Below are 26,498 nucleotides of genomic sequence, written 5' to 3' on the forward strand. Positions count from 1 at the left end.
GAAGGCAGTCTGCGGGTTCTGTTGGCTGGGGTCGGACTGGGCAGGCAGCGTTGCGTTACGATGCGCTGAAGCGAAGGGCTTGGTGGGCTGAAGCCCACCCTACGACAGTCTGCAGAGCGAGGCGGCAGGCCAGTGAAAGCGAGTCTGCCCAATCAAACGCAACACCGGGCGCGAGGCCCGGTGCGGTGAGTTATCAGCGTTGCTTGATGGTCATCTGCCGGCGTTCGAACTCGACGATGCGCTGGCGGTAGTGTTCGATGGTCTGGGCGGTCAGCACACTGCGCTGGTCGTCCTTCAGCTCACCGTTGAGCTCCTGGGACAGCTTGCGCGCCGCGGCGACCATGACATCGAAGGCCTGCTTGGGATGACGCGGCCCCGGCAGACCTAGGAAGAAGCTCACGGCCGGCGTGGTGAAGTGATCGATATCGTCCAGATCGAAGGTACCGGGCTTGACCGCATTGGCCATGGAGAACAGCACCTCACCATTCCCGGCCATGCTTTCGTGGCGGTGGAAGATGTCCATCTCACCGAAGCGCAGACCGCTTTCCAGGATGTTCTGCAGCAATGCCGGGCCACGGAAACCGTGCGGATCGCGGCAGATGACGTTGATCACCAGCACTTCTTCCACCGGTGCCTGCTCTTTCGCCGGCTGCGCCTCGGCATCGTCCGCGTCGCCGACGACCGGATCCAGCAGGGTCGGCACCGGCTCGTCAGTGCTCAGTTGCAGATCGCCCTGGTAAGGCTCGCTATGCCGGCGCTTCTTGCCCGCGTCGCGACCAGACTGGCGGGCGCTCACCGGCGGCATGTCGGCTTCGTCCAGCGAAGGCTCATGCTCACGATCCACCACGCGAGCCGGCCCTAACAGCTCGGTGGAATCATCGACATCGGGAAGGTTAGAAAGGCTGCGGTCCAGCTTGAATTTCAGCTTGCCCTTGCCACCGCGCATGCGACGCCAGCCGTCGAACAAAATGCCGGCAATGACGATGATGCCGATGACGATCAGCCACTCGCGCAGACCGATATCCATTAATGCATTAACCTCTGAATTCGATGATAAAGACGCAACGAGCGGTCACTTGGGACTGCTCTCAGCGCATCGTAAAAATTGTGCCCTAAGCTAGCACGACGAACGGTAAATTTGCACCGTGCGGTAGTTCTCTTTTTATGGGCTCTTCAGTATCAAAAACGCTCAAATGCGCGGGCTTAATCCTCATGCTTCGGCCAGTGCCACGGCCTGTTCGACATCGACTGCCACCAACCGTGAACAACCCGGTTCATGCATCGTCACACCCATGAGCTGATCGGCCATTTCCATGGCGATCTTGTTGTGGGTGATGTAGATGAACTGCACTTTCTCCGACATTTCCTTGACCAGTCGTGCATAACGGCCGACGTTGGCGTCGTCCAGTGGCGCATCGACTTCATCCAGCATGCAGAACGGCGCCGGGTTTAGCTGGAAGATCGCAAACACCAACGCCAGCGCAGTCAATGCCTTTTCGCCACCGGAAAGCAGGTGAATGGTGCTGTTCTTCTTTCCGGGCGGACGCGCCATGATCGCCACCCCGGTATCGAGTAAATCTTCACCGGTAAGTTCCAGATAAGCATTGCCGCCGCCGAACACTTTCGGAAAGAGCGCCTGCAGGCCACTGTTGATCTGGTCGAAGGTTTCCTTGAAGCGGTTGCGGGTTTCACGGTCGATCTTGCGGATGACGTTTTCCAGCGTGTCCAGCGCTTCGACGAGGTCGTCGTTCTGCGCATCGAGATAGCGCTTGCGTTCGGACTGCTGCTGGTATTCGTCGATCGCCGCCAGGTTGATCGGCCCCAGACGCTGGATACGCTGAGCCAAGCGCTCCAACTCCGCTTCCCAGGTCTGCTCGCTGGCGTCGCCGGGAAGCGTGGCGAGCACGCCATGCAGGTCGTAGCCGTCCTCGTGCAGCTGATCCTGCAGCGCCTTGCGCCGGACGCTCAGTTCTTGCCAACCCAGGCGCTGTTGCTCCAGTTGCCCCCGCAGCAACTGCGCCTGTTGTTCGGCCTGGGTACGGCGTTTCTCGGCATCGCGCAGTTCGCGATCGGCGTCTTCCAGCGCCAGACGCGCATGCTTGAGCTCGTCCTCGACGCCCATGCGGCGCTCCAGCAGCTCTTCGAGCTTCATGCGCAGCTCTTCCAGCGGTGCCTCACCCTCCTCCAGGTTCAGCGTCAGCTGCTCGCGGCGCTCGACGGCGCGTTCGAACTGCTGTTCCAACCGATTCAGAGCCTGGCGAGTCGACTCGTGCTGCGCCCTGAGCGAACCGACCCGCAACGCCAGCTGATGGGCATGATCCTTATGCTGCCGCGCCTCCTGGCGAATACGATCGAGCCGCTCACGGATGCCGTCGCGGCTGGCCAGCAGCGTCTCGCGCTGTTCGGTATCCTGCGCCATCGCTTCCAGCGCTTCTTGCAGCTGCAGGCGCGCTTCGCCCAGCTGTTCGGTCTCGATTTCGCGCTGCTCCTGCTGCTCGGCCAGCTCCTCGTCCAGCCGACGACGGCGCAGCGCCAGCTGTTCCAGGCGTGCCTGGCCGGCCGACAGCTTGGCCTTGAGGTCGCCATGCTTGCGTGCTTCTTCCTGTTGCTGACGACGCTGCTGTTCGCGCTCGCCTTCCAGACGGGACTGCTCGCCACCCAGCACGGCGATGCGGTCCTCCATCGTCGTCAGGCTCGCTTCGCGCTCGTCACGCTCGGCCAGCAAGCGCTGCAGTTCCTGACCGCGCGCCAGTACGCCGGACTCTGCCTCGCTGGCGCGACGCACACGCAGAAAATGCCGGCCGACCCAATAGCCATCGCGGCTGACCACACTCTCGCCCTCGACCAGCGACGCGCGCGCGGCCAGTGCCTGCTCCAGCGATTCGACCGGCCGCACGCGGCCCAGCCATGGCGAAAGATCCTGCACCGACTCGACCCGCTCCAGCAGACTGCCAGGGCAGCGGACGCCGCCACGCGACGCGTTGGCCAGGTTTAGCTCGCCCTGCTGGAAGCCCGCAAGCTCGACCTCGGCGAAATCATCCAGCAGCACTGCCTGCAGATCTGCGCCCAGCACGGTTTCCACGGCCAGTTCCCAGCCTGGCTCGACGCGCAGCCCATCGGCCAGCCGCGGGCGCTGCTCCAGCCCCTGTTCGCGCAACCATTCAGCGACGCCCTTGCCCGGCTCCATCGCGGCCTGCTGCAACGCCTCCAGCGACGCGATTCGCCCATTCAGGCGCTGCAGTTCACCTTGCGCCTGCTGCTGGGTTCGGGTCGCCAGCTGGAACTCTTCACGCAGCTGCTCAAGACGTTCATTGAGCGCTTCGCCCGCCGCGGTGAATGCTTCGAGCTCGAGCTCACTAGCGGCAAGCTGCTCGTCCAATTCAAGGATCACGACATCTTCCGGGTCGGCCGCCAGCAACGCTCGCTCGTCATCCAGGCGGCGCTGACGCTCGGCCAGGCGCTCAAGGCTCTGCTCCAGCTGCTGGATGCGCGACTGCTGCACTTCCGCGGCGCGGCGCGGCTCGGCGCTGTGCTGGTTGAAGCGCTCCCACTGCTCCTGCCAGGCCTGCATGGCGGATTCGGCTTCTTCCAGCTGGGCGGCAGATTCCTCGGCAGCAGCGTCGGACAGCTCCTGCTCGGGCTCGAGCATCGCCAGCTCTTCGCCCAAGGTAGCGAGCAGCGTGCGGTCGTGGCCAAGGTGCGACTCGGTCTCCAGCCGCGCCTGCTCCGCCTCGCGCAGATCGTCCTGCAACTGGCGCAGGCGCTGCTGGCCATGCTGGATGCTCTGCTCGACGCGTGCGATGTCGCCGCCCACCGAATAGAAGCGGCCCTGCACCTGGTTGAAACGCTCGGACAGCTCATGATGACCGTCCCGCAGGCGCTCGATGCTCGCATCGGCACTGCGCTGCTCGGCCACCAGTGCTTCGAAGGCGACCTCCTGATCGCCGATGACCTGCTCGCGCTGACCGACCTGCTCGTTCAAGGCCTGCCAACGAAGTGCCGACAGCTGCGCCTTGAGCTGGCGCTCTTCGGCCTTGTATTCCTGATACTTCTCCGCCGACTGCGCCTGACGGTGCAGGCGTTCGAGCTGGCGTTCCAGCTCTTCGCGCAGGTCGGTCAGGCGCGCCAGGTTCTCGTGGGTGCGGCGAATACGGTTCTCGGTTTCGCGCCGGCGCTCCTTGTACTTGGAGATGCCGGCCGCTTCCTCGATGAAGTTGCGAAGGTCCTCGGGCTTGGCCTCGATCAGTTTGGAGATCATGCCCTGCTCGATGATCGAGTAACTGCGCGGCCCCAGCCCGGTGCCGAGGAAGATATCGGTGATATCGCGGCGCCGGCACTTCACGCCGTTGAGAAAGTAGGTGTTCTGCGAGTCGCGGGTGACGCGGCGGCGGATGGAAATTTCGGCGAAGGCTGCGTACTCACCGGTCAGCGTGCCGTCGGAGTTATCGAAGATTAGCTCGATGCTCGCCTGGGTTACCGGCTTGCGCGTGTTCGAGCCATTGAAGATGACGTCCGTCATCGACTCGCCACGCAGGTTCTTAGCCGAGCTTTCGCCCATTACCCAGCGCACGGCGTCGATGATGTTGGATTTGCCGCAGCCGTTCGGCCCGACCACCGCCGCCATGTTGCTCGGAAAGCTGACCGTGGTGGGATCGACGAAGGATTTGAAGCCGGCGAGTTTGATGCTTTTCAGTCGCATGCGGCCTATCCGTGGCAGTCAGCGTGGGAACGAACAAGCGGGGTCGCCGTGAACATCGGAAATCCTGGCATCGAATGGGTACTGGCAAGAAGCCAGGGAGTTTATCACGCAGCCTGGCTCCGCTCGCAGCGTGGCCGCGCACAGAACGGTGTGGCAGGTAAGGCATCGGAACTGCAAGCGGCGCTCGGGCTGGAAAGACGATTCGTCAGCCGCCCGTCATGCTCATGAAGCGCACCACCTGAACCTGCTCATCAGTGCGGAAGTGATGTTTCTCCGGCTTGAGTTGCAGTGCGTCCACCAGCGCATTGCGCAGGCGTTCGCCATCGCCCGGATGCCGGCGCATCAGGCTTTTCAGATCCAGCGCACCCTCGTGGCCGAGGCATAGCACCAGCTTGCCTTCGGCAGTCACGCGGACGCGGTTGCAACTGCCGCAGAAGTTGTTGCTGTGGGGCGAAATGAAGCCGACCTGTGTTTCGCTGCCCGCTACCTGCCAGTAACGCGACGGGCCGCCGGTGGCATGACTGCTGCGTACCAGGGTATGCCGCGCCTCGATTCGCTCACGCACTTCGTCGCTGGAACAGAAGGTGATCTGGCGTTGATGACTGGACACGCTACCCAGCGGCATCTCCTCGATGAAGCTGATATCCAGGCCGCGCTCAATGGCGAACTCCACCAGATCGAGAATCTCGTCGTCGTTGCGCCCCTTCTGCACCACGCTGTTGAGCTTGATCCGCTTGAAGCCAGCAGCGCGTGCCGCCTCGATGCCTGCCAGTACCTGATCGAGGCGGTCACGGCGAGTCAGTTCGGCGAAGCGGTCGCGCTTGAGCGAGTCGAGGCTGATGTTCAGGCGCTTCACGCCGGCATCACGCAGCGACGGCGCCAGACTTGGCAGCTGTGAACCGTTGGTGGTGATGGCCAGGTCTTCGAGCTCGCTGCACGCGCCCAGTTGCGCCAGCAGGCCGGTCACACCCTTGCGCACCAACGGCTCGCCGCCGGTCACGCGAATGCGTTTGACACCGAGACTGATGAAGGCATCGGCCACGGCATAGAGCTCTTCGAGGGTAAGTATCTGCGCGCGGGGAGCGAAGACCATGTCTTCGCTCATGCAGTAGGTGCAGCGAAAATCGCAGCGATCGGTTACCGATAACCTCAGGTAGGTGATGCGCCGGCCGAACGGGTCGACCAACTGGGAATCGGGCATGGAACTCTCCAACTGCTGGTTGCGCCTGTATTCAGACTATGCGCTAAGCGCGAATCAGGCAAAGTGACGTTACCAACGGCGAGCGGTCCGCGCCACCGCCGGGCATGCAGCATCACGGTCGCAATGCTTTAATGAGCCGCTTTGGCAGGCAACCCGCTCGACCTGCAACCATGCGAGAGACCACGGCGAATGGATAACGACTCCTTGAAAGCGATGAGCTGGCGCGAACGGCTATACGTCATCATCTTTTTCACCAATACCCCAGCGGGAAAACGCTTCGATACCTGGCTGCTGGTGATTATCCTCGCCAGTCTGGTCGTGGTGATGTTCGACAGCATCGCCTCCTTCAATGAGCGCCACGGCGAGCTGCTGACCACTCTGGAATGGGGATTCACCACGATATTCGCCCTGGAGTACCTGGTGCGCATCTACACCCACCCCGAGCCACGCAAATACATCTTCAGCTTCTACGGCGCGGTGGACCTGCTCTCGGTGCTGCCGGCCTTCATCGCCCTGCTGCTACCCGATGCGCAGTACCTGCTGGTGGTACGCATCGTCCGCATGCTGCGGATTTTCCGTGTACTCAAGCTCACGCCCTACCTAAGCCAGGCGAATTTCCTGCTGGTGGCGCTGCAGGGCAGCCGGCAAAAGATCATCGTCTTCCTCGTCAGCGTAACCACCCTGATCATCGTTTACGGCACGCTGATGTATGTGATCGAAGGGCCAAGCAATGGCTTCACCAGCATCCCGATGAGCATCTACTGGGCGGTGGTCACGCTGACCACGGTCGGCTTCGGCGACATCGTCCCGCATACCCCGCTGGGCAAGGCGCTGGCAACGGTGGTGATGATCACCGGCTATTCGATCATCGCCGTGCCGACCGGCATCTTCACCGCCGAGCTGGCGAATGCCATGCGCCAGGACAGCCTGCGCCACAGCTGCCCGACCTGCGACAAGCTCACCCATGAGCCCAATGCGGCCTTCTGCAGTCGCTGCGGCAGCCAGCTGTTCGAGCGACGCGAAGGCGAGGCGCGCGACTGACACGTGCCAACCGTCGCGCGGGCTGGGTTGCCGACCCGCTGCATCGCCAACGGCATGGCGAACTGCCCTGAAGCAGGGCTGTCACATCCTCTGACTCGCGTCAGGCAGGATGGAGACCGGCATGCCCTTGCTCAAACTGCTGCACTTCGCTGCCCTGCTCTGCTGGTGCGGCTCGCTGCTTTATCTTCCGGCGCTTATCGCGGCGGGTACCAAGCGTAGCGATCAGCTCTTCTACCGTGACCATGCACACCTCACCCGCATGGTCTTTACCCTCATCAGCACCCCGGCTGCGCTGCTGGCGATCGGCTCCGGCACGGCGCTGTTCCTGCGCGACGGAACGCTGGCAGGCTGGCTGATCACGAAGCTCACGGTAGTGACGGCGATGGCGCTCTGTCATGCGCTGTGCGGCGTTCTAGTCCTGCGCATCGAACGCGAGCCGGAGCGTGGCGTCACATACCAGTGCATCACCCTGGGCGTGATGGTGCCCGTGCTGATCGCCCTGACTCTGTGGCTGGTGCTGGCCAAGCCCTTCTGACCTCAAGGAACAACCGCCTCGCATGACCGACTCTCCGGCCCGATTCGTATACCCTCAGCGCCATTGCGCGGCGCAGCCCGGCAGGTCGCCAGGAGACGACTCGATCCGTCGCGACTCGCGCTTACGGCCCATCACCTTCAATGTCCACACCAACCGCATGCTCGTAGACCAGGCGCCCGCCGAGAAAGGCCGCCAGCGAGATCAGCACGGCGGTCAGCAGCGACAGGTAGAGACCCCACATAGCGTCGCCGTCACCGCGATCCATGCCCTGGTAGCGCAACAGCCAGTTCAGCGAGGCCAGGGAAAGCATCATCACCGCCAGGATCGCATGGCACCACGCGGTCACCTTGCGGCGAATCTGCTGCACGGTGACCAGATCAATCACGCCGGCGACGCTGGCGATCCAGCCGCCGATGGCACCCACACCGGAAAGCCAGAGGCCAGCGCGCCACCAGAATTCGTCAAGCGTCCACAGGTAGGCGAGATCCGCCGGCACCAGGCCGATCAACGCCGCGACGGGGAAGTGAATCATCATCGGGTGCAGCGGATGGCCGGCAATGGCGGCGTTGCTGTTGATCGACTCGCGTTCTGTGGCCATCCGGCCCTCCCAGGCACTGAAGTGAAACGGGCCGCCCGGTGGTCGAGACGAGGCGGCAACCCTTTCAAATGGACCACGCTGGCGCTGGCAGTTCCTTTACTCGCGGCCTGCGACGGTCCGCAATCGGCGCTTTCACCTGCCGGCCCGATGGCCCGCGACGTGGCGAACGTCTGGTGGGCGATGTTCGGCTTTTCCGTGGTGGTGCTGCTGGTAGTGAGCGCGCTGTGGATCTACGCGATGCTGCGCCGCCCGCGAACGCACACCGCCGAAGAAGCCAAACGGATCAATCGTCGCTGGATCATCGGCGGCGGCCTGATCCTGCCCACCGTCACCATCATCGCCCTGCTGGCGTTCGGCATTCCCACCGGGCGCGGCATGCTGCCATTGCCGGTCGAAGGCGAGCAACCGCTGCGCATCCAGGTCATCGGCCACCAATGGTGGTGGGAGGTGCGCTACCCGGAAAGCGGCGTGGTGACAGCCAACCAGTTCATCCTGCCGGTCGATCGCCCGGTGGACGTCGAGGTCACCAGCGCGGACGTGATCCACTCGTTCTGGGTGCCACGCCTGGGTGGCAAGCTGGACATGGTTCCCGGCCGGACCAACACCCTGCGCGTGCAGGCCTCGCAGAGCGGAATTTTCCGCGGGCAATGCTCGGAGTTCTGCGGCAGTCAGCATGCGCACATGATTCTGCACGTGGAGGCGCTGGAAGCTGACGCTTTTGCCAGCTGGATCGAGGCCCGCCGTGAGCTGCAGCACCAGCCACCCAGCGGCGATGCCGGTCGCGTCTTCGCTGAGCGCTGCGGGCAATGCCACCGCGTCACGGGCGTCAGCGAGGGCAATCGCGCACCGGACCTGAGCGATCTCGCCACCCGTCCGACCCTCGGCGCCGGCGTGATCGCCAACGATACGGACGGCCTGCGCCGCTGGCTGAGCGATCACCAGAGCCTCAAGCACGGCAACGCCATGCCGCGGCACGACGACATTCCCGAAGAAACCCTCGGCCAGCTTGCCGACTGGCTGGAGACACTCGCTCCATGACACCGACCCCGAAGAGCGGCGCGCCCGCTACCGATCTCGACCAGTTGCAGGACCAGTTCAACGAGGTCTGGGGCAACCCCCGTGGTTGGCGTGCGCTGACCATCGTCAACCACACCAGCATCGGTCTGCGCTTTCTGGTCACCGGAGCCTTCTTCTTCCTCGTCGGCGGCCTGCTGGCGATGCTGATCCGCACCCAGCTCGCCCTCCCCGGCTACGAGCTGATGGAGCCGGACGTCTACAACCAGGTCTTCACCATGCACGGCACGGTGATGATGTTCCTCTTCGCGGTGCCGATGATGGAGGGGTTGGCGGTCTACCTGATCCCGAAGATGATCGGTGCCCGCGACCTGGTTTTCCCGCGCCTTTCCGCCCTGGGCTACTACTGCTACCTGTTCGGCGGGCTGATCCTGCTGTCGAGCATCTTTCTCGACGTCGCGCCCAAGGCCGGCTGGTTCATGTACACGCCGCTGTCCAGCTCGGCACATACCCCTGGGGTGAACTCGGATTTCTGGCTGCTGGGCATCACCTTTGTCGAAATTTCCGCGGTATCCGCCGGCGTCGAGCTGGTGGTATCGATCCTGCGCACCCGCACCAACGGCATGGCGCTGCACAAGATGCCGCTGTACGCCTGGTACATCCTGGTGATGGCGATGATGATCGTGGTCGGCTTTCCGCCGCTGATCCTCGGCTCGATCCTGCTGGAGCTGGAGCGCGCGGCCGGCATGCCGTTCTTCGATGTCGCCCGTGGTGGCGATCCGGTGCTCTGGCAGCACCTGTTCTGGCTGTTCGGTCACCCGGAGGTGTACATCATCTTCCTGCCCGGCGCTGGCATCGTCTCCACGCTGATTCCAGTGTTCTGCCGGCGCCCGCTGGTGGGCTACCGCTGGGTCGTGCTGGGCGTACTGACCACCGGCTTCATCAGCTTCGGACTATGGGTGCACCACATGTTCACGGTGGGCATCCCGCAGCTGGCCACGGCGTTCTTCTCGGCGGCGAGCATGCTGGTGGCAATCCCCACCGGCGTGCAGGTTTTCGCCTGGCTGGCGACGCTCTGGCTCGGCAAACCGGTGTACAGAGTGCCAATGCTCTGGCTGGTGGGCTTTCTGATCGTCTTCGTCGCAGGCGGGCTGACCGGGGTGATGCTGGCGCTGGTGCCGTTCGACTGGCAGGTACACGACACCCATTTCGTCGTCGCGCACATGCACTACGTGCTGGTGGGCGGCATGTTGTTCCCGCTGATGGCCGGTCTGTACTACTGGCTGCCGCACTTCTCCGGGCGCATGCCGTCGGAAAAGCTCGGCCGCTGGGGCTTCTGGCTGTTCTTCATCGGCTTCAACGTGACCTTCATGATCATGCACTGGACGGGCCTGATCGGCATGCCTCGGCGTGTCTACACCTATGACACCGGCCTCGGCTGGGACATGCCCAACCTGGTGTCGTCGATCGGCAGCTTCATCATGGCGGCAGGCGTCGCCACTATCCTGCTGGACATCATCCTGCATTTCCGCTTCGGCATCCCGGCACCGAAGAATCCCTGGAAAGCCGATACCCTCGAGTGGGCCACCAGCCTGCCGCCCAGCGCGTACAACTTCGTCAGCCTGCCCGACGTGACGGACCGTCATCCGTTGTGGAAAGACCCGAACCTGCCCGACAGCATCGCCCGCGGCGAACATGCGCTGACGGTGATCGACCACGGTCGACGGGAGACCTGGGGCAGTGATCCGCTGACGGGCAAGGTCCGCGAGATCATTCATTTACCTGGCAACAGCTGGCTGCCGTTCATTGCCTCGGTGTTCCTTGCGGTGCTCTGCCTGAGCCTGCTGACCAAAGCGTACATCCTCGCGATCATCGCCACCGTGGCAACGCTGATCGTGCTGCTGCGCTGGTCCTGGGAAAACGGCGCCCATCCTGCTGCCGCGCCGGACGCCCATACCCAACCGGGCGAGCCACCGCTGCACTCGCGTACGTTCGACGGCCCGGGCCTGTGGGGCATGGGCGTGACGCTGCTGGCCAATGGCGCGCTGTACCTTTCGCTGCTGTTCGGCTGGTTCTATCTGTGGACCGTGTCGCCGCAATGGCAGGTGCCGGACAGCGACCTGAACGGTTGGTTGATGCTGGCCAGCACCGTGTTACTGAGTGCCGGCACGCTCTGGCTGCACCAGCTGATCAAGCGTCTGCGCGCCGGTATGCATCGCGGGCTGATGGGGCAACTTGCCGTGTTGGCGATCGTCGCCTTCATTCAATCGGCGCTGCTGCTCTGGCTGATGCTGTCGGCCGGCCTGGCGCCGACCGAAACCGCCCACGATGCAGTGATCTTCGTGATGCTGGCGTACAACCTGATTCACTGTACGCTGGCAGCCGTGCTGACCGGACTGCAGGCGTGGCGGGTAGCCCTCGGTTACGTGGGCGATAAAGCGCCATACGAGCCCATCGTGGTCGAGCAGCTCTGGTACTACAACCTGGGTGTGCTGTGGGTCAGCTATGCGGCGATCGTGTTGTTCCCGGCGACCTGGGGGGGTGCCTGATGGCCTATGCACGCACGTCACCCTTTCACCCGGTGCAGATCCCGATCGGCCTGATCATCTGGAGCCTGTGGTTTGTCGCGATGTACGGTGGCCAGGCGGTGATCTGCAAGGTAAGCCCACCGGACCCCACGGACGGGGTGTGGAACTGGCTGAACGGCAGCCTCGGCGTGCTGACCCTGCTTACCCTTGCACTACTGTTCTGGCTGGCGCGTTACTTCTGGCGCTTGTCGCGACCACCCCATGAGTTGAACGAGCGGCAGCAGTTCGTCACCAAGCTGGCTGCCGGTATTCACTTCATTGCGGCGCTGGCCACCCTGTTCGTCGGCATTCCGCTGCTGCAGATTCCGCCATGCCTGTAATCCGGCCGCCGATGCGCCAGGCAGCCGCTGCAGCGTTGACCGCCATCTTCCTGCCGGTATCGGCACAGGCCCATGGCCTTTTCGATGCCCACCTGCTGGACCGCGCACCATTGCTGCTCACGGCGGTGCTGGTCGCGGCAGCTTGGCTGCTCTATGTGCTGGGCGCCCGCAAGGTGCCGCCGCGGCGCAGCGAAGCCCTCTGTTTTCACAGCGCCATGCTGCTGGTGGTGGTCTCGGTTTTCGGCCCCATCGACGACTGGGCGGAAAGCAGCACCAGCTGGCACATGACCCAGCACATGCTGTTCATCATCGTGATCGCGCCGCTGTGGGCGCTGGCCCGGCCGCTGCCGCAATGGCGCGGCGTCACCGGCCGCTTTGCCCAGCCGCTGTGGACCGGCATTCTGCGCGCCGGCCGCTACCCCACGCTGCTGGCGCTGCTGCATGGTGCGATCATCTGGATCTGGCACACGCCGAAGCTCTACGTGCTGGCGCTGGACAACCTCTGGTGGCACGCCTTCGAACATGCGTGCTTTCTGTTCACCGGCTGGCTGTTCTGGTGGTCGGTACTGCGCGCCAATCCGAAACAGGTGCCCCAGGCGTTGATGGCCGTGTTGCTGACGCTGATGCACACCGGCCTGCTGGGCGCCCTGCTGACCTTCGGCACCGTCTCGTTCTATGGCGAAGGTCGCTCGGTGGACGACCAGCAACTCGCCGGCCTGATCATGTGGGTACCCGGTGGGCTTATCTATCTGATCGGTGGCGGCTGGATCGCCTGGCGCTGGCTGACCCGCATGTGGCGGCGCCAGCAAACGGGTGCTGCCCGGGAGGAGCTGGGCTGAGGCTGCGAACGAGCCTGCAGCCGCGTCGCTCACTCACTCTTCTTGCGAATCCAGTAGAGGTAGGTGCCAGCCGCTTCCTGCTGCTCGACCAGGTCATGGCCAAGAAAGATGCAGAACTTCGGAATATCTCGCTGGGTCGAGGGATCGGTCGCGATCACCTTGAGCAGCGCACCACCGGCCAGATCGCGCACCTTGTTGTGCAGCATCATCACCGGCTCGGGGCAGTTCAGGCCGCTGGCATCGAGCACGGCATCGACGGACATTTCAGCTGATTGGGTCATCTTGGGCTCCGGAAAACTGGCGTGCATTGTTACGCATGCGCGATGGCGGGTCATCCGCTGGCTGATCAGAGACGCCGCAGGTGGCAGGTCACCTCTTCGCGGTCGTGGTACAGCTGCTTGCAGCCGATGCTGGCCTTGACGCCGCGCGCGGCCAGGCCATCGGCGATGCGCTCCAGCAGCCGCTTGACCTCGGCATAGCGCTGCTTCATCGGCAGCTTGAGGTTGACCACCGCCTCGCGACACAGGCCTTCGCCGATCCAGGTTTCCAGCAGCGCGGCATTGCGCGCCGGCTTTTCGACGATATCGCAGACCATCCAGTTCACCGGCTTGCGCGGGCGGAAGGTAAAGCCATCGGCGCGAAAATGCTCGACCAGCCCGGAATCCATCAGATCAGGGTCCATCGGTCCGTTGTCCACGGCGCTGACCTTGATATGCCGGTTGACCAGCTGCCAGGTCCAGCCACCCGGCGCTGCGCCGAGATCGACGCCGGTCATGCCCGCCGCCAAACGCGCATCCCACTGGTCGCGCGGGATGAAATGGTGCCAGGCCTCTTCCAGCTTGAGCGTGGAGCGGCTGGGCGCCTGGCGTGGAAACTTCAGTCGCGGGATGCCCATCGGCCACAAGGCGCTGTTGTTCACCTCGGCAATACCGACGAACACCTCACGGCCACTCTTGAAGGTCAGCAACAGTCGAGGGCCGTTGCCCTGCTCGTCGAGGCGGCCGGCCTTGATCAGCGCCTTGCGTAGCGGCGCCTCGAACTTGCGGCAGAAATTGGAAAGCTCCTTGCCGTCGTTGGTATCAAGCACTTCCAGCCACAGGCTGCTGCACACCGGATAGCTCGCCAGATACTCCAGCAGGACGCTGATACGATCCGTTTCAGGAAGTTGCAGGTACTCGCCGCGCGCCCATTGCCGCGGAAAGATTAGTTCGGCGAAACGCAGCTTGCGCATCAGCCGCTCGGCGCCGCCGCTTTCGCTGCAGATGAATTCCGCGCTGGCGCTCTCCGGCCGCGCCTTGGCGTAGCCGGCCACTTCCAGAATGGCGGCGTGCTCGCTGATTTCCGCACAAACCTCGCCCTCGAAACCGGGGCGGCAATGCAGCAGCAATGTGTTCATGTTCGAATCCTGTCAGCGGTCGGGCCAGCGCCAAAGCCGCGCATCATAGCCGACCACGGGAACCCTCGCCTGCATGACCCGGTCCAGTGCAGTAGCGAAGCCCCATGGGTTTCACCGCTCGTTCATCAGCCAGCCCTTACCGTGTGGGCACAAGGAGATGAGGAATGCATTCCCTGGATAGCCTGAATTGCCGCCGCAGCCTCGAAGTTGCCGGCAAGACCTACCACTACTACAGCCTGCCCGACGCAGCCGCCCAACTCGGCGATATCAGCCGCCTGCCCACGTCACTGAAGGTGCTGCTGGAAAACCTGCTGCGCTGGGAGGACAGCCAGACGGTGCGCGCCGACGACCTGAAATCCCTGGTGAGCTGGCTGGACACCCGCAGCTCCACCATGGAGATCCAGTATCGCCCTGCCCGCGTGCTGATGCAGGACTTCACCGGCGTGCCGGCAGTCGTCGATCTGGCTGCCATGCGCGACGCCGTGGCCAAGGCCGGCGGTGACCCACAGAAGATCAATCCACTGTCGCCGGTGGATCTGGTGATCGACCACTCGGTGATGGTCGACCGCTTCGGCAGTGACCAGGCATTCGAACAGAATGTCGAGATCGAGATGCAGCGCAATGGTGAACGCTACGAGTTTCTGCGCTGGGGCCAGCAGGCCTTCGACAACTTCGCCGTAGTGCCGCCGGGCACCGGCATCTGTCACCAGGTGAATCTGGAATACCTCGGCCAGGTGGTCTGGACCCGCGAAGAGAACGGCGAAACCTTCGCCTATCCGGATACCCTGGTCGGCACCGACTCGCACACCACCATGATCAACGGCCTCGGCGTGCTGGGCTGGGGCGTTGGCGGGATCGAAGCCGAAGCGGCAATGCTCGGTCAGCCGGTGTCGATGCTGATCCCCGAAGTGATCGGCTTCCGCCTGACCGGCAAGCTCAACGAGGGTGTCACCGCCACCGACCTGGTGCTGACCGTGACGCAGATGCTGCGCAAGCACGGCGTGGTCGGCAAGTTCGTCGAGTTCTATGGCCCCGGCCTGGATCACCTGCCGCTGGCCGACCGCGCCACCATCGGCAACATGGCCCCGGAATATGGCGCCACCTGCGGATTTTTCCCGGTCGATCAGGTGACCATCGACTACCTGCGCCTGACCGGCCGCAACGAAGAGCGCGTCGCACTGGTCGAGGCCTACAGCAAGGCGCAGGGCATGTGGCGCGACAGCAACTCGCCCGATCCCGAGTTCACCGCTACCCTCGAACTGGACCTGAGCCAGGTTCGACCGTCCGTGGCGGGGCCCAAGCGTCCGCAGGATCGTGTGACCCTCGGCGATATCGGCGCGAACTTCGACCTGCTGCTTGAAACCAGCGGGCGTAAGCAACAGGCCGATACCGAGTTTGCGGTTGCCGGTGAACAGTTCCAGCTCAAGCACGGCGCGGTGGTGATCGCAGCCATCACCTCCTGCACCAATACCTCGAACCCGAACGTGCTGATGGCCGCCGGCCTGGTTGCGAGGAAAGCCATCGAGCGCGGCCTGCAACGCCAACCCTGGGTCAAAACCTCTCTGGCGCCCGGTTCGAAAGTGGTTACCGACTACCTCGAGCGCGCCGGCCTGACCCGCTATCTCGACGAACTCGGTTTCAACCTGGTGGGCTACGGCTGCACCACCTGCATCGGCAACTCCGGGCCGCTGCCGGATGCCATCGGCCAGGCGATCACCGATAACGATCTGATCGTTTCTTCCGTACTGTCCGGCAACCGTAACTTCGAAGGGCGCGTACATCCGTTGGTCAAGGCCAACTGGCTGGCCTCACCGCCGCTGGTGGTCGCCTTTGCACTGGCCGGCACCACACGCATCGACATGGACCGCGAACCGCTGGGCTATGACGCGCAAAACCAGCCAGTGTACCTGAAGGACATCTGGCCGAGCAGCGCGGAAATCGCCGAAGCGGTGGCGAGCATCGATGGCCAGATGTTCCGCAGCCGTTATGCCGACGTATTCAGCGGCGACGAGCACTGGCAGAAGATTCCGGTCAGCGCCGGAGATACCTACGCGTGGGACGCTGGCTCCAGCTACGTGCAGAACCCGCCCTACTTCGAGGATATCGGCCAGCCTCCGACCCCACCGGCAGATGTCGAGAACGCTCGCGTGCTGGCCTTGTTCGGCGACTCGATCACCACCGACCACATCTCACCGGCCGGCAATATCAAGGCCAGCTCACCGGCCGGCACCTATCTGCAGTCGCTGGGCGTGGCGCCGGAGGACTTCAACTCCTATGGTTCGCGGCGCGGCAACCATGAAGTGATGATGCGCGGCACCTTCGCCAATATCCGCATCAAGAACGAGATGCTCGGCGGGGAGGAAGGTGGCAACACGCTCTATCAGCCGAGTGGCGAGAAGCTCTCGATCTACGACGCCGCCATGCGCTACCAGGCCGAGGGCGTACCGCTGGTGGTGATCGCCGGCAAGGAATACGGCACCGGTTCCAGCCGTGACTGGGCGGCCAAGGGCACCAATCTGCTGGGCGTCAAGGCGGTGATCGCCGAGAGCTTCGAGCGCATCCATCGCTCCAACCTGATCGGCATGGGCGTGTTGGCGCTGCAGTTCGTCGGTGATCAGACGCGCCAGTCGCTGGGCCTGAACGGTACGGAGAAGTTGTCGATCCGCGGTCTAGGCGCCGATATCGCGCCGCGCCAGATGCTGACCGTGGATGTGGAGCGCGCCGATGGTTCGCGTGACTCGTTCCAGGTGCTGAGCCGCATCGATACGCTCAACGAGGTGCAGTACTTCAAGGCTGGCGGAATTCTGCACTACGTGCTGCGCCAGCTGATCGGGAGCTGAGCGAAACCGGAAACGCCGATGCGATTCCTTTCGCATCGGCGTCCGCCGGTCCTTCGGCGATTGGTTTCCAGCTGCCCTGACGTCCCTGCCCGCTGCCCGGCTCCCTGAGTTCGCTTCGCATCGCGAAGCACCGGACACGCACCGACAATGCCCAAAACCCGTTACAGAACCATTAAGCCACGGCTGCCGCTGGTCGCCTGTGCGCAGAAGAAGCTGATCCACGAATCAGCTTTGGCTCAAGAACGCCACTCTCCGGCCGACCAACTGGTCAGCCTGACCCATTAGAAAAACACAAGGTCGGGTGCGACACCCTACGATTCCTCTGCCAGGCGTGATAGTCGATGCGTAACAATCAACCCGTAACTCAGCGCGAATACGCGTTTCCTGACCAGCAACGCCTCATCTCGACCACCGACCTCAAAGGCCAGATCACCTACTGCAACGACATATTTGCCGAGGTCAGCGGCTTCGCGCGTGACGAACTGATTCGCGCGCCGCATAACCTGGTGCGCCATCCGGATGTGCCGCCGGCCGTGTTCGACCACATGTGGACGACCCTGAAGCAGGGCAAGCCATGGATGGGCATCGTCAAGAACCGGCGCAAGACCGGCGACCATTATTGGGTCAACGCCTACGTCACGCCCATTTTCGATCAGCAGCGCCAGGTAACAGGCTATGAGTCGGTGCGTACCAAACCGACCCGCGAACAGGTTCAGCGAGCCGAAGCCCTGTATGCGCGCATCAATTCCGGCAAGTCCGGCGTGCCCCGCCGCGACACCTGGCTGCCCGTACTGAGCAAATGGCTGCCGTTTCTGGTCATCAGCCAGATAGGATTTCTGGTCGGGGCCAGCTTCGATCATGCATTGGGGTTCATCGCCGCCGCGCTGCTGGCCGTACCGTTCGGCCTGGTCGCGCTGCACTGGCAGCAACGTGGCATAAAGCGCCTGTTGCAGCTGGCGAGCGAGAGCACCAGTGACCCGCTCATCGCGCGCATGTATACCGACAGCAGCGGCGTCGAAGCCCAGCTGGAAATGGCGATGCTCAGTCAGCATGCGCACCTGAAGACCTGCCTCACGCGCCTGCAGGACATGGCCGTGCAGTTGCAGGGGCAAGCCAAACAGGCCGACTCGCTCGCACAGAACTGCGCCAACGGCCTGGTGCAGCAGCATCAGGAAACCGAGCAGGTCGCAACGGCGATCAACGAGATGGCCGCGACGACGCAGGAAGTCGCCGGCAACGTCGCGCTGGCCGCCGACGCGACCCGAGAGGCCAGCCGCCTCACCGATCAGGGCCGTGCGGTCACTGCCGAGACACGCAAGGCCATTCAGCAGCTATCCGAATCCGTCGCCAAGACGGGCGAAGCGGTCAACCAACTGGCCAACGACAGCGAGGCGATCGGCAGCGTGGTCGATGTGATCAAGAGCATCGCCGACCAGACCAACCTGCTGGCACTCAACGCCGCGATCGAGGCTGCGCGTGCCGGTGAAAGTGGCCGCGGCTTCGCGGTGGTCGCCGACGAAGTCCGCCAGCTTGCCCAACGAACGGCCAGTGCCACGGGTGAGATCCACCAACTGATCGAGAAGCTTCAGTCACAGGCGCGACACGCCGTGGAGACCACCGAGGATGGCCGCGTGCATGCGACGCGCGGCGTCGATCAGGTGGTCCAGGCCGATCAGGCCCTCAGCGGGATCAACGAGGCGATGGGCAATATCATCGACATGACCACGCAGATCGCGTCCGCGACGGAGCAGCAGAGCGCGGTGGCCGACGAGATCAGCAACAACGTCAGCACCATCGCCCAGCTGGCCGAACAGACCACCGGTGACGCGCGCAGCTCTGCGCTGCTCAGCGAGGACCTCGCCGCCACGGCACAAGGGCAGTACGCCCTGGTCGAGCGCTTCAACCGCTAGGAAAAGCCGCAGCCGGTATCGCTCGATCCGGATGCAGGCAGCGCTCAGTGCGAGATCACACCCTGGAGAAACGCGGCAATCGCATCGGCAGTACTGTCGAGGTGCTGGTCGTGGCTCAGGCCCGAGCGTTTCAGCGGTTTGAGATCGTGATCGGCGGCGGCCAGCCAGTGCAGCGCAATCGCCAGGGATAGCGCGTACTGCGCCACCGTTTCATGATCACCCAAGGCGTCGCGCTCACCCTGGACAATCAGGGTCGGCGTCTGCAGCGTGGCGAGATGCGCCACCCGAGGCTTTTCCGGCTTGCCGGCGGCATAGAACGGATAACCCAGGCAGACCAGCGCGTCCGCGCCCAACTCATCGGCCAGCAAACTGGCCATTCGCCCCCCCATCGACTTGCCACCGATGGCCAGCGGTCCTGTGGCCTGCTGTCGCACCAGGGCATGGACTTCACGCCATTGGGCCAACAATTGAGCCTGTGGACTGGGCGGCCGCTTGCCTGCCCCGGCACGTCGCGCCGCCATGTAGGCGAACTCGAATCGGCAAACCGCTATCCCGCGCGCAGCAAGGCGCGCAGCCATTTGTTCCATGAACGGGCTGTCCATCGGTGCGCCTGCACCATGCGCCAGGATCAGGCTCACCCATGCGCCGCCAGACGGCCGGTTCCACCTGACGAGATACCCTTTGTCACTTTGTGTGTATTGACCCGCGTCAATACCGGCAGATTGCCCTTTCCCCATCCTTGCCCCGCTTTCTATTAGAAAGAAAAAACTGCTCATTACCCGTGGATGGAAGCCCATACATGAACACAGCAACCAGTACCGCCTACAGTTACAAGGTGGTCCGCCAATTCGCCATCATGACGGTGGTGTGGGGAATCGTCGGGATGGGGCTCGGCGTTTTCATCGCAGCACAATTGGCCTGGCCATTTCTGAACCTTGACCTCCCCTGGACCAGTTTCGGTCGTCTACGTCCATTGCACACCAACGCGGTGATCTTCGCCTTCGGCGGCTGTGCTCTGTTCGCAACTTCCTACTACTCGGTACAGCGTACCTGTCAGACCACACTGTTCGCGCCGAAGTTGGCCGCGTTCACGTTCTGGGGCTGGCAGCTGGTCATCCTGCTCGCCGCGATCTCCCTGCCGCTGGGCTTCACCAGCTCCAAGGAATATGCGGAACTGGAGTGGCCGATCGACATCCTGATCACCATCGTCTGGGTGGCCTATGCGGTCGTCTTCTTCGGTACGCTGGCGACGCGCAAGGTCAAGCACATCTACGTCGGTAACTGGTTCTTCGGCGCCTTCATCCTGACCGTGGCCATTCTGCACATCGTCAACAACCTGGAAATTCCGGTCAGTGCGATGAAGTCCTACTCGCTGTATGCCGGTGCGACCGATGCGATGGTGCAATGGTGGTACGGCCACAACGCCGTGGGCTTCTTCCTCACCGCCGGCTTCCTCGGGATCATGTACTACTTCGTGCCGAAGCAGGCCGAGCGTCCGGTGTATTCCTATCGCCTGTCGATCGTCCACTTCTGGGCACTGATCACCGTCTACATCTGGGCCGGTCCGCACCACCTGCACTACACCGCCCTGCCGGATTGGGCGCAGAGCCTGGGCATGGTGATGTCGCTGATTCTGCTGGCTCCGAGCTGGGGCGGCATGATCAACGGCATGATGACCCTCTCGGGCGCCTGGCACAAACTGCGCAGCGACCCGATCCTGCGCTTCCTGGTTGTTTCGCTGGCGTTCTACGGCATGTCGACCTTCGAAGGTCCGATGATGGCCATCAAGACCGTCAACGCCCTCTCGCACTACACCGACTGGACCATCGGCCACGTACACGCCGGCGCCCTCGGCTGGGTTGCCATGGTGTCCATCGGCGCGCTGTATCACCTGATTCCGAAGGTCTTCGGCCGCGCTCAGATGCACAGCGTCGCGCTGATCAACACCCACTTCTGGCTGGCCACCATCGGCACCGTGCTCTACATCGCCTCGATGTGGGTCAACGGTATCGCCCAGGGCCTGATGTGGCGCGCGATCAACGACGACGGCACGCTGACCTACTCCTTCGTCGAAGCACTGGAAGCCAGCCACCCCGGTTTCGTGGTGCGGATGATCGGTGGCGCGATCTTCTTCGCCGGCATGCTGGTGATGGCCTACAACACCTGGCGCACCGTGCAGGCTGCCAAGCCCGCCGAGTACGACGCTGCCGCGCAGATCGCCTGAGGAGCCTAGGTAAATGAAATCGCACGAGAAACTAGAAAAGAACGTCGGGCTGTTGACCCTGTTCATGATCCTGGCGGTGAGCATCGGTGGTCTGACCCAGATCGTCCCGCTGTTCTTCCAGGACGCCGTCAACGAGCCGGTCGAAGGCATGAAGCCCTACACCGCGCTGCAACTGGAAGGCCGCGATCTGTACATCCGCGAAGGCTGTGTCGGCTGCCACTCGCAGATGATCCGTCCGTTCCGCGCTGAAACCGAGCGTTACGGCCACTACTCGGTCGCTGGCGAAAGCGTCTATGACCATCCGTTCCTGTGGGGCTCCAAGCGTACCGGTCCGGACCTGGCCCGTGTCGGTGGCCGCTACTCCGATGACTGGCACCGCGCGCACCTGTACAACCCGCGCAACGTAGTGCCCGAGTCGAAGATGCCGTCCTACCCGTGGCTGGTCGAGAACACCCTCGACGGCAAGGACACCGCCAAGAAGATGTCGGCACTGCGCACCCTCGGTGTGCCGTACACCGAAGAGGACATCGCTGGCGCTCGCGACTCCGTCAATGGCAAGACCGAGATGGACGCCATGGTGGCCTATCTTCAGGTGCTCGGCACGGCTCTGACCAACAAGCGCTAATCGCACAGCCAAGAAAAATGACGGCTGGCTTCGCAGCCGTCAGGGACTTCAATCGCGGACAGCCAGAGTTGCTCGGGCTGTCCAGGAGTAGCACATGAGCACTTTCTGGAGTGGATACATCGCCCTGCTGACGCTGGGCACCATCGTCGCTCTGTTCTGGCTGATCTTCGCCACCCGCAAGGGCGAGTCGGCCGGCACCACGGACCAAACGATGGGTCATGCCTTCGACGGCATCGAGGAATACGACAACCCGCTGCCGCGCTGGTGGTTCCTGCTGTTCATCGGCACCCTGGTGTTCGGCATCCTTTACCTCGCGCTCTATCCGGGCCTGGGTAACTGGAAAGGCGTACTGCCCGGCTACGAGGGTGGCTGGACTCAGGAAAAGCAGTGGGAGCGCGAGGTCGCTCAGGCCGATGAGAAATACGGTCCGATCTTCGCCAAGTACGCTGCCATGTCGGTGGAAGAAGTCGCTCAGGACGAGCAAGCCGTGAAGATGGGTGCTCGCCTGTTCGCCAACTACTGCGCCATCTGCCATGGTTCCGATGCCAAGGGCTCCCTGGGCTTCCCGAACCTGGCTGACCATGACTGGCGCTGGGGTGGTGATGCAGCCTCGATCAAGACCAGCATCCTCAACGGCCGTATCGCAGCAATGCCGGCCTGGGGTCAGGCTATCGGCGAGGAAGGCGTGAAGAACGTGGCAGCCTTCGTCCGCAAGGAACTCGCTGGCCTGGCGCTGCCGGAAGGCACCGACGCTGATATGGGCAAAGGCAAAGAGGTCTATGCACAGACCTGCTCCGTCTGCCACGGCCAGGGTGGAGAAGGTATGGCGGCACTGGGTGCGCCGAATCTTCAGCATGCCTCCGGCTGGATCTACGGCTCGAGCCTCGCCCAGCTGCAGCAGACCATCCGCCACGGCCGCAACGGCCAGATGCCTGCCCAGCAGCAGTACCTGGGCGACGACAAGGTTCACCTGCTCGCCGCCTACGTCTACAGCTTGTCGCAGAAACCGGAACAACTCGCCAAGCAGTAAGTCGTAAAAGGGCGGTACACTCGTACCGCCCTTCTCGCCTTATCTTCAGGCAACTCTCGTCGCGCTGCGACCATCTGTCGCATCATCAGCCGACCGAAGACCTTCCCCGCCCGCCCACGCACTTCTAAGCTTTGCTTCCGACTCGCCGCGCCACCTAGAAGCATAAGGCGAACTCGGTATTTCTGGCGCGCCGGCCTGGTGCGAAACATCCCTGCGCAGCGCATGGAAAACGCTTTAAATCAGGGTTTTGGCCAGCAAAGAGAGCCCGGGCGTCGTTTGCATTGCCCCCATGCTTTCTCCATACTTGCCGCCGTTTTTGCCTTCGAAAATGCCATTAGCGTGGAAGCCTTGCATGAGCACAGCAATAAGTGAGACTGCTTATAACTATAAGGTGGTTCGCCAATTCGCCATCATGACGGTGGTATGGGGAATCATCGGGATGGGCCTGGGTGTTTTGATCGCCGCGCAGTTGGTGTGGCCCTCGCTCAACTTCGACCTGCCGTGGACGAGCTTCGGCCGTCTACGACCATTGCACACAAACGCGGTGATCTTCGCATTCGGCGGTTGCGCACTGTTTGCCACGTCCTATTACGTGGTTCAGCGCACTTGCCAGGCGCGTCTGTTCTCCGACGGACTCGCGGCCTTCACCTTCTGGGGTTGGCAGGCTGTGATCGTGCTTGCAGTCATCACGCTTCCACAGGGCTTCACCAGCTCCAAGGAATACGCGGAACTGGAGTGGCCGATCGACATCCTGATCACGCTGGTGTGGGTGTCGTACATCGGCGTGTTCTTCGGCACGATCATGAAGCGCAAGGCCAAGCACATTTATGTGGGTAATTGGTTCTTCGGTGGCTTCATCCTGGTCACGGCGATGCTGCACATCGTCAACAACCTGGAAATCCCGGTCAGCTGGTTCAAGTCCTACTCGATCTACTCGGGTGCTACCGATGCGATGGTGCAGTGGTGGTACGGCCACAACGCCGTGGGCTTCTTCCTGACCACCGGCTTCCTCGGCATGATGTACTACTTCGTGCCGAAGCAGGCCGAGCGTCCGGTGTATTCCTATCGCTTGTCGATCGTGCACTTCTGGGCGCTGATCACCCTTTATATCTGGGCCGGCCCGCACCACCTGCACTACACCGCGCTGCCGGACTGGGCGCAGTCGCTGGGCATGGTGATGTCGATCATCCTGCTGGCACCGAGCTGGGGCGGCATGATCAACGGCATGATGACCCTGTCGGGCGCCTGGCATAAGCTGCGCACCGACCCGATCCTGCGCTTCCTGGTCGTTTCCCTGGCGTTCTACGGCATGTCGACCTTCGAAGGTCCGATGATGGCGATCAAGACCGTCAACGCCCTGTCCCACTACACCGACTGGACCATCGGCCACGTACACGCCGGCGCCCTCGGCTGGGTAGCGATGATCACCATCGGTTCGATGTACCACCTGATCCCGAAAGTGTTCGGTCGCGAGCAGATGCACAGCATCGGCCTGATCAATGCGCACTTCTGGCTGGCCACCATCGGCACCGTGCTTTACATCGCCTCGATGTGGGTCAACGGCATCACCCAGGGTCTGATGTGGCGCGCAATCAACGAAGACGGCACGCTGACCTACTCCTTCGTCGAGGCACTGGAAGCCAGCCACCCCGGTTTCATCGTCCGTGCACTGGGCGGTGCCTTCTTCCTCGCCGGGATGCTGCTGATGGCCTACAACACCTGGCGCACTGTGCGTGCCGCCAAAGCAGCTCAGTACGACGCTGCTGCGCAGATCGCTTGAGGAACGGATAGATGAAGAATCACGAAGTACTCGAAAAGAACATTGGTCTGCTGACCCTGTTCATGATCCTGGCGGTGAGCATCGGTGGTCTGACCCAGATCGTCCCGCTGTTCTTCCAGGACGCCGTCAACGAGCCGGTCGAAGGCATGAAGCCCTACACCGCGCTGCAGCTAGAAGGCCGCGACCTGTACATCCGCGAAGGCTGCGTCGGCTGCCACTCGCAGATGGTGCGTCCGTTCCGCGCTGAAACCGAGCGTTACGGCCACTACTCGGTCGCTGGCGAAAGCGTCTATGACCATCCGTTCCTGTGGGGCTCCAAGCGTACCGGTCCGGACCTGGCCCGTGTCGGTGGCCGCTACTCCGATGACTGGCACCGCGCGCACCTGTACAACCCGCGCAACGTAGTGCCCGAGTCGAAGATGCCGTCCTACCCGTGGCTGGTCGAGAACACCCTCGACGGCAAGGACACCGCCAAGAAGATGTCGGCACTGCGCACTCTCGGCGTGCCGTACACCGAAGAAGACATCGCCGGCGCCAAGGATGCCGTCCGTGGCAAGACCGAAATGGACGCCATGGTGGCCTACCTGCAAGTACTCGGCACTGCACTCACCAACAAACGGTAACGCATGATGGAAATCGGGACTCTTCGCGGCTTGGGCACAATTCTGGTATTCGTCGCCTTTATCGGCGTGGTGCTCTGGGCTTACAGCAGCAAACGCAAGAATAGCTTCGACGAAGCCGCCAACCTGCCCTTCGCGGACGACGAGACCGACGCCAAGAAGCGTGATGAAGAAGCTTCCAGGAGTAAGAAATAAATGACCTCGTTTTGGAGTTGGTACGTCACCCTGCTGAGCCTCGGCACCATTGCCGCGCTGGTCTGGCTGCTACTGGCAACTCGCAAGGGCCAACGCCCTGACAGCACTGAAGAAACCGTTGGCCATTCCTATGACGGTATCGAGGAATACGACAACCCGCTGCCGCGCTGGTGGTTCATGCTGTTCGTCGGCACCGTCATCTTCGCCCTCGGCTACCTGGTGCTGTACCCCGGCCTGGGCAACTGGAAAGGCATCCTGCCGGGCTATGAAGGTGGCTGGACTCAGGTCAAGGAATGGCAGCGCGAGATGGACAAGGCGGACGAGCAGTACGGTCCGCTTTTCGCCAAGTACGCCGGCATGCCTGTAGAGGAAGTCGCCAAGGATGCTCAGGCGTTGAAGATGGGCGGTCGCCTGTTCGCCTCCAACTGCTCGGTCTGCCACGGCTCCGATGCCAAGGGCGCCTACGGCTTCCCGAACCTGACCGACAACGATTGGCTGTGGGGCGGCGAGCCGGAAACCATCAAGACCACAATCCTGCACGGCCGCCAGGCGGCGATGCCGGCCTGGCGGGACGTGATCGGCGAAGAAGGCATCCGCAACGTTGCCGGCTATGTGCGCAGCCTGTCCGGTCGTGATACCCCAGAGGGTATCAGCATCGACATTGAGCAGGGTCAAAAAATCTTCGCGACCAACTGTGTAGTCTGCCATGGACCGGAAGCCAAGGGCGTTGCAGCCATGGGCGCGCCGAACCTGACCGACAATGTCTGGCTATATGGTTCGAGCTTTGCCCAGATCCAGCAAACCCTTCGCTACGGTCGCAATGGCCGCATGCCGGCCCAGGAAGCAATCCTTGGCAACGACAAGGTGCACTTGCTGGCGGCTTACGTTTACAGCCTGTCGCAGCAGCCGGAGCAGTGATACACAGGGTCGGGGTGACGACCTGTCGCACCCGACCCCAACGCTCCGGGCGTACCATTAGCAGCTGGACAGAAAAATGATCCTGGTCGGCATGCATCGGCCAGGACACCCACCTTCCGCCGTGG

At 62.9% G+C, this 26,498-nt stretch carries 22 protein-coding genes; 15 read left to right on the forward strand and 7 right to left on the reverse strand.

The window, feature by feature from the left end; translation table 11 throughout:
- Positions 1-193: 193 nt before the first annotated feature.
- The 3 genes from zipA to moaA form a co-directional block, all read right to left on the reverse strand.
- The gene (zipA, locus tag IEG05_RS10955; RefSeq protein ID WP_102841293.1) at positions 194-1,027 is read right to left on the reverse strand and encodes a cell division protein ZipA; all 834 of its coding nucleotides are present in this window, start codon (positions 1,025-1,027) and stop codon (positions 194-196) included.
- Between the two features lie 183 nt (positions 1,028-1,210).
- On the reverse strand, positions 1,211-4,699 hold the full coding sequence (gene smc, locus IEG05_RS10960) for a chromosome segregation protein SMC (protein ID WP_191122043.1): 3,489 nt from the start codon (positions 4,697-4,699) through the stop codon (positions 1,211-1,213).
- 205 nt (positions 4,700-4,904) lie between these two features.
- Positions 4,905-5,900 carry a GTP 3',8-cyclase MoaA gene (moaA, locus tag IEG05_RS10965; protein WP_191122044.1) on the reverse strand — a complete coding sequence of 332 codons (996 nt, stop codon included), beginning with the start codon at positions 5,898-5,900 and terminating at the stop codon, positions 4,905-4,907.
- A 189-nt stretch (positions 5,901-6,089) separates the two neighbouring features.
- Between moaA and IEG05_RS10970 the strand changes: the two genes are divergently transcribed.
- Both IEG05_RS10970 and IEG05_RS10975 read left to right on the forward strand, forming a co-directional pair.
- Positions 6,090-6,941, forward strand: a complete 852-nt coding sequence (locus tag IEG05_RS10970) for an ion transporter (protein ID WP_191122045.1) — start codon at positions 6,090-6,092, stop codon at positions 6,939-6,941.
- Positions 6,942-7,062: 121 nt separating this feature from the next.
- A complete protein-coding gene (locus IEG05_RS10975; protein ID WP_191122046.1) occupies positions 7,063-7,476 on the forward strand; it encodes a CopD family protein in 414 nt (137 codons plus the stop codon).
- A 121-nt stretch (positions 7,477-7,597) separates the two neighbouring features.
- Here IEG05_RS10975 and IEG05_RS10980 read toward each other — a convergent pair whose 3' ends face one another.
- Positions 7,598-8,074, reverse strand: a complete 477-nt coding sequence (locus tag IEG05_RS10980; RefSeq protein ID WP_014820494.1) for a DUF2231 domain-containing protein — start codon at positions 8,072-8,074, stop codon at positions 7,598-7,600.
- Positions 8,075-8,221: 147 nt separating this feature from the next.
- On the opposite strand from IEG05_RS10980, the gene coxB reads away from it, so the two are divergent.
- From coxB to IEG05_RS11000, 4 genes are read left to right on the forward strand one after another with little or no spacing between them, the layout of a single operon-like run.
- Positions 8,222-9,112, forward strand: coding sequence for a cytochrome c oxidase subunit II (gene coxB / locus IEG05_RS10985; RefSeq protein ID WP_046620123.1), 891 nt, complete (start codon positions 8,222-8,224; stop codon positions 9,110-9,112).
- Positions 9,109-11,637, forward strand: coding sequence for a cytochrome c oxidase subunit I (gene ctaD / locus IEG05_RS10990; RefSeq protein WP_191122047.1), 2,529 nt, complete (start codon positions 9,109-9,111; stop codon positions 11,635-11,637). The genes coxB and ctaD overlap by 4 nt, the downstream gene beginning before the upstream one ends.
- Entirely contained in the window at positions 11,637-11,996 is a 360-nt protein-coding gene (locus IEG05_RS10995; RefSeq protein ID WP_191122048.1) for a hypothetical protein, read from the forward strand. The genes ctaD and IEG05_RS10995 overlap by 1 nt, the downstream gene beginning before the upstream one ends.
- Before the next feature lie 11 nt (positions 11,997-12,007).
- Positions 12,008-12,835, forward strand: a complete 828-nt coding sequence (locus IEG05_RS11000; RefSeq protein ID WP_191122062.1) for a cytochrome c oxidase assembly protein — start codon at positions 12,008-12,010, stop codon at positions 12,833-12,835.
- Positions 12,836-12,864: 29 nt separating this feature from the next.
- Here the strand turns inward: IEG05_RS11000 and tusA are convergent, their stop codons facing one another.
- Both tusA and rlmM read right to left on the reverse strand, forming a co-directional pair.
- Positions 12,865-13,116 carry a sulfurtransferase TusA gene (tusA, locus tag IEG05_RS11005; RefSeq protein ID WP_014820499.1) on the reverse strand — a complete coding sequence of 84 codons (252 nt, stop codon included), beginning with the start codon at positions 13,114-13,116 and terminating at the stop codon, positions 12,865-12,867.
- Positions 13,117-13,181: 65 nt separating this feature from the next.
- On the reverse strand, positions 13,182-14,231 hold the full coding sequence (gene rlmM / locus IEG05_RS11010; protein WP_191122049.1) for a 23S rRNA (cytidine(2498)-2'-O)-methyltransferase RlmM: 1,050 nt from the start codon (positions 14,229-14,231) through the stop codon (positions 13,182-13,184).
- A 164-nt stretch (positions 14,232-14,395) separates the two neighbouring features.
- On the opposite strand from rlmM, the gene acnA reads away from it, so the two are divergent.
- Entirely contained in the window at positions 14,396-17,071 is a 2,676-nt protein-coding gene (gene acnA / locus IEG05_RS11015) for an aconitate hydratase AcnA (protein ID WP_191122050.1), read from the forward strand.
- Between the two features lie 341 nt (positions 17,072-17,412).
- Positions 17,413-18,981 (forward strand): methyl-accepting chemotaxis protein, encoded by a 1,569-nt coding sequence (locus IEG05_RS11020; RefSeq protein WP_125898485.1) that lies wholly within the window; start codon positions 17,413-17,415, stop codon positions 18,979-18,981.
- A gap of 44 nt (positions 18,982-19,025) precedes the next feature.
- Here IEG05_RS11020 and IEG05_RS11025 read toward each other — a convergent pair whose 3' ends face one another.
- Entirely contained in the window at positions 19,026-19,718 is a 693-nt protein-coding gene (locus IEG05_RS11025; RefSeq protein ID WP_046620112.1) for an alpha/beta family hydrolase, read from the reverse strand.
- Positions 19,719-19,780: 62 nt separating this feature from the next.
- On the opposite strand from IEG05_RS11025, the gene ccoN (IEG05_RS11030) reads away from it, so the two are divergent.
- The 7 genes from ccoN (IEG05_RS11030) (at position 19,781) to ccoP (IEG05_RS11060) (ending at position 26,373) form a co-directional block, all read left to right on the forward strand.
- A complete protein-coding gene (gene ccoN / locus IEG05_RS11030) occupies positions 19,781-21,205 on the forward strand; it encodes a cytochrome-c oxidase, cbb3-type subunit I (protein WP_041014122.1) in 1,425 nt (474 codons plus the stop codon).
- A 13-nt stretch (positions 21,206-21,218) separates the two neighbouring features.
- A complete protein-coding gene (ccoO, locus tag IEG05_RS11035; protein ID WP_044316406.1) occupies positions 21,219-21,830 on the forward strand; it encodes a cytochrome-c oxidase, cbb3-type subunit II in 612 nt (203 codons plus the stop codon).
- A 94-nt stretch (positions 21,831-21,924) separates the two neighbouring features.
- Positions 21,925-22,860, forward strand: coding sequence for a cytochrome-c oxidase, cbb3-type subunit III (gene ccoP / locus IEG05_RS11040; protein WP_191122051.1), 936 nt, complete (start codon positions 21,925-21,927; stop codon positions 22,858-22,860).
- A gap of 352 nt (positions 22,861-23,212) precedes the next feature.
- Entirely contained in the window at positions 23,213-24,640 is a 1,428-nt protein-coding gene (gene ccoN / locus IEG05_RS11045) for a cytochrome-c oxidase, cbb3-type subunit I (RefSeq protein WP_046620104.1), read from the forward strand.
- Positions 24,641-24,651: 11 nt separating this feature from the next.
- Positions 24,652-25,263, forward strand: a complete 612-nt coding sequence (ccoO, locus tag IEG05_RS11050) for a cytochrome-c oxidase, cbb3-type subunit II (RefSeq protein ID WP_041014125.1) — start codon at positions 24,652-24,654, stop codon at positions 25,261-25,263.
- Between the two features lie 6 nt (positions 25,264-25,269).
- Positions 25,270-25,455 (forward strand): CcoQ/FixQ family Cbb3-type cytochrome c oxidase assembly chaperone, encoded by a 186-nt coding sequence (locus tag IEG05_RS11055; RefSeq protein WP_003301805.1) that lies wholly within the window; start codon positions 25,270-25,272, stop codon positions 25,453-25,455.
- Entirely contained in the window at positions 25,456-26,373 is a 918-nt protein-coding gene (gene ccoP, locus IEG05_RS11060) for a cytochrome-c oxidase, cbb3-type subunit III (protein ID WP_191122052.1), read from the forward strand.
- Positions 26,374-26,498: the final 125 nt, after the last annotated feature.

The sequence above is a fragment of the Stutzerimonas kunmingensis genome (genome assembly GCF_014764705.1).
Taxonomy (GTDB): domain Bacteria; phylum Pseudomonadota; class Gammaproteobacteria; order Pseudomonadales; family Pseudomonadaceae; genus Stutzerimonas.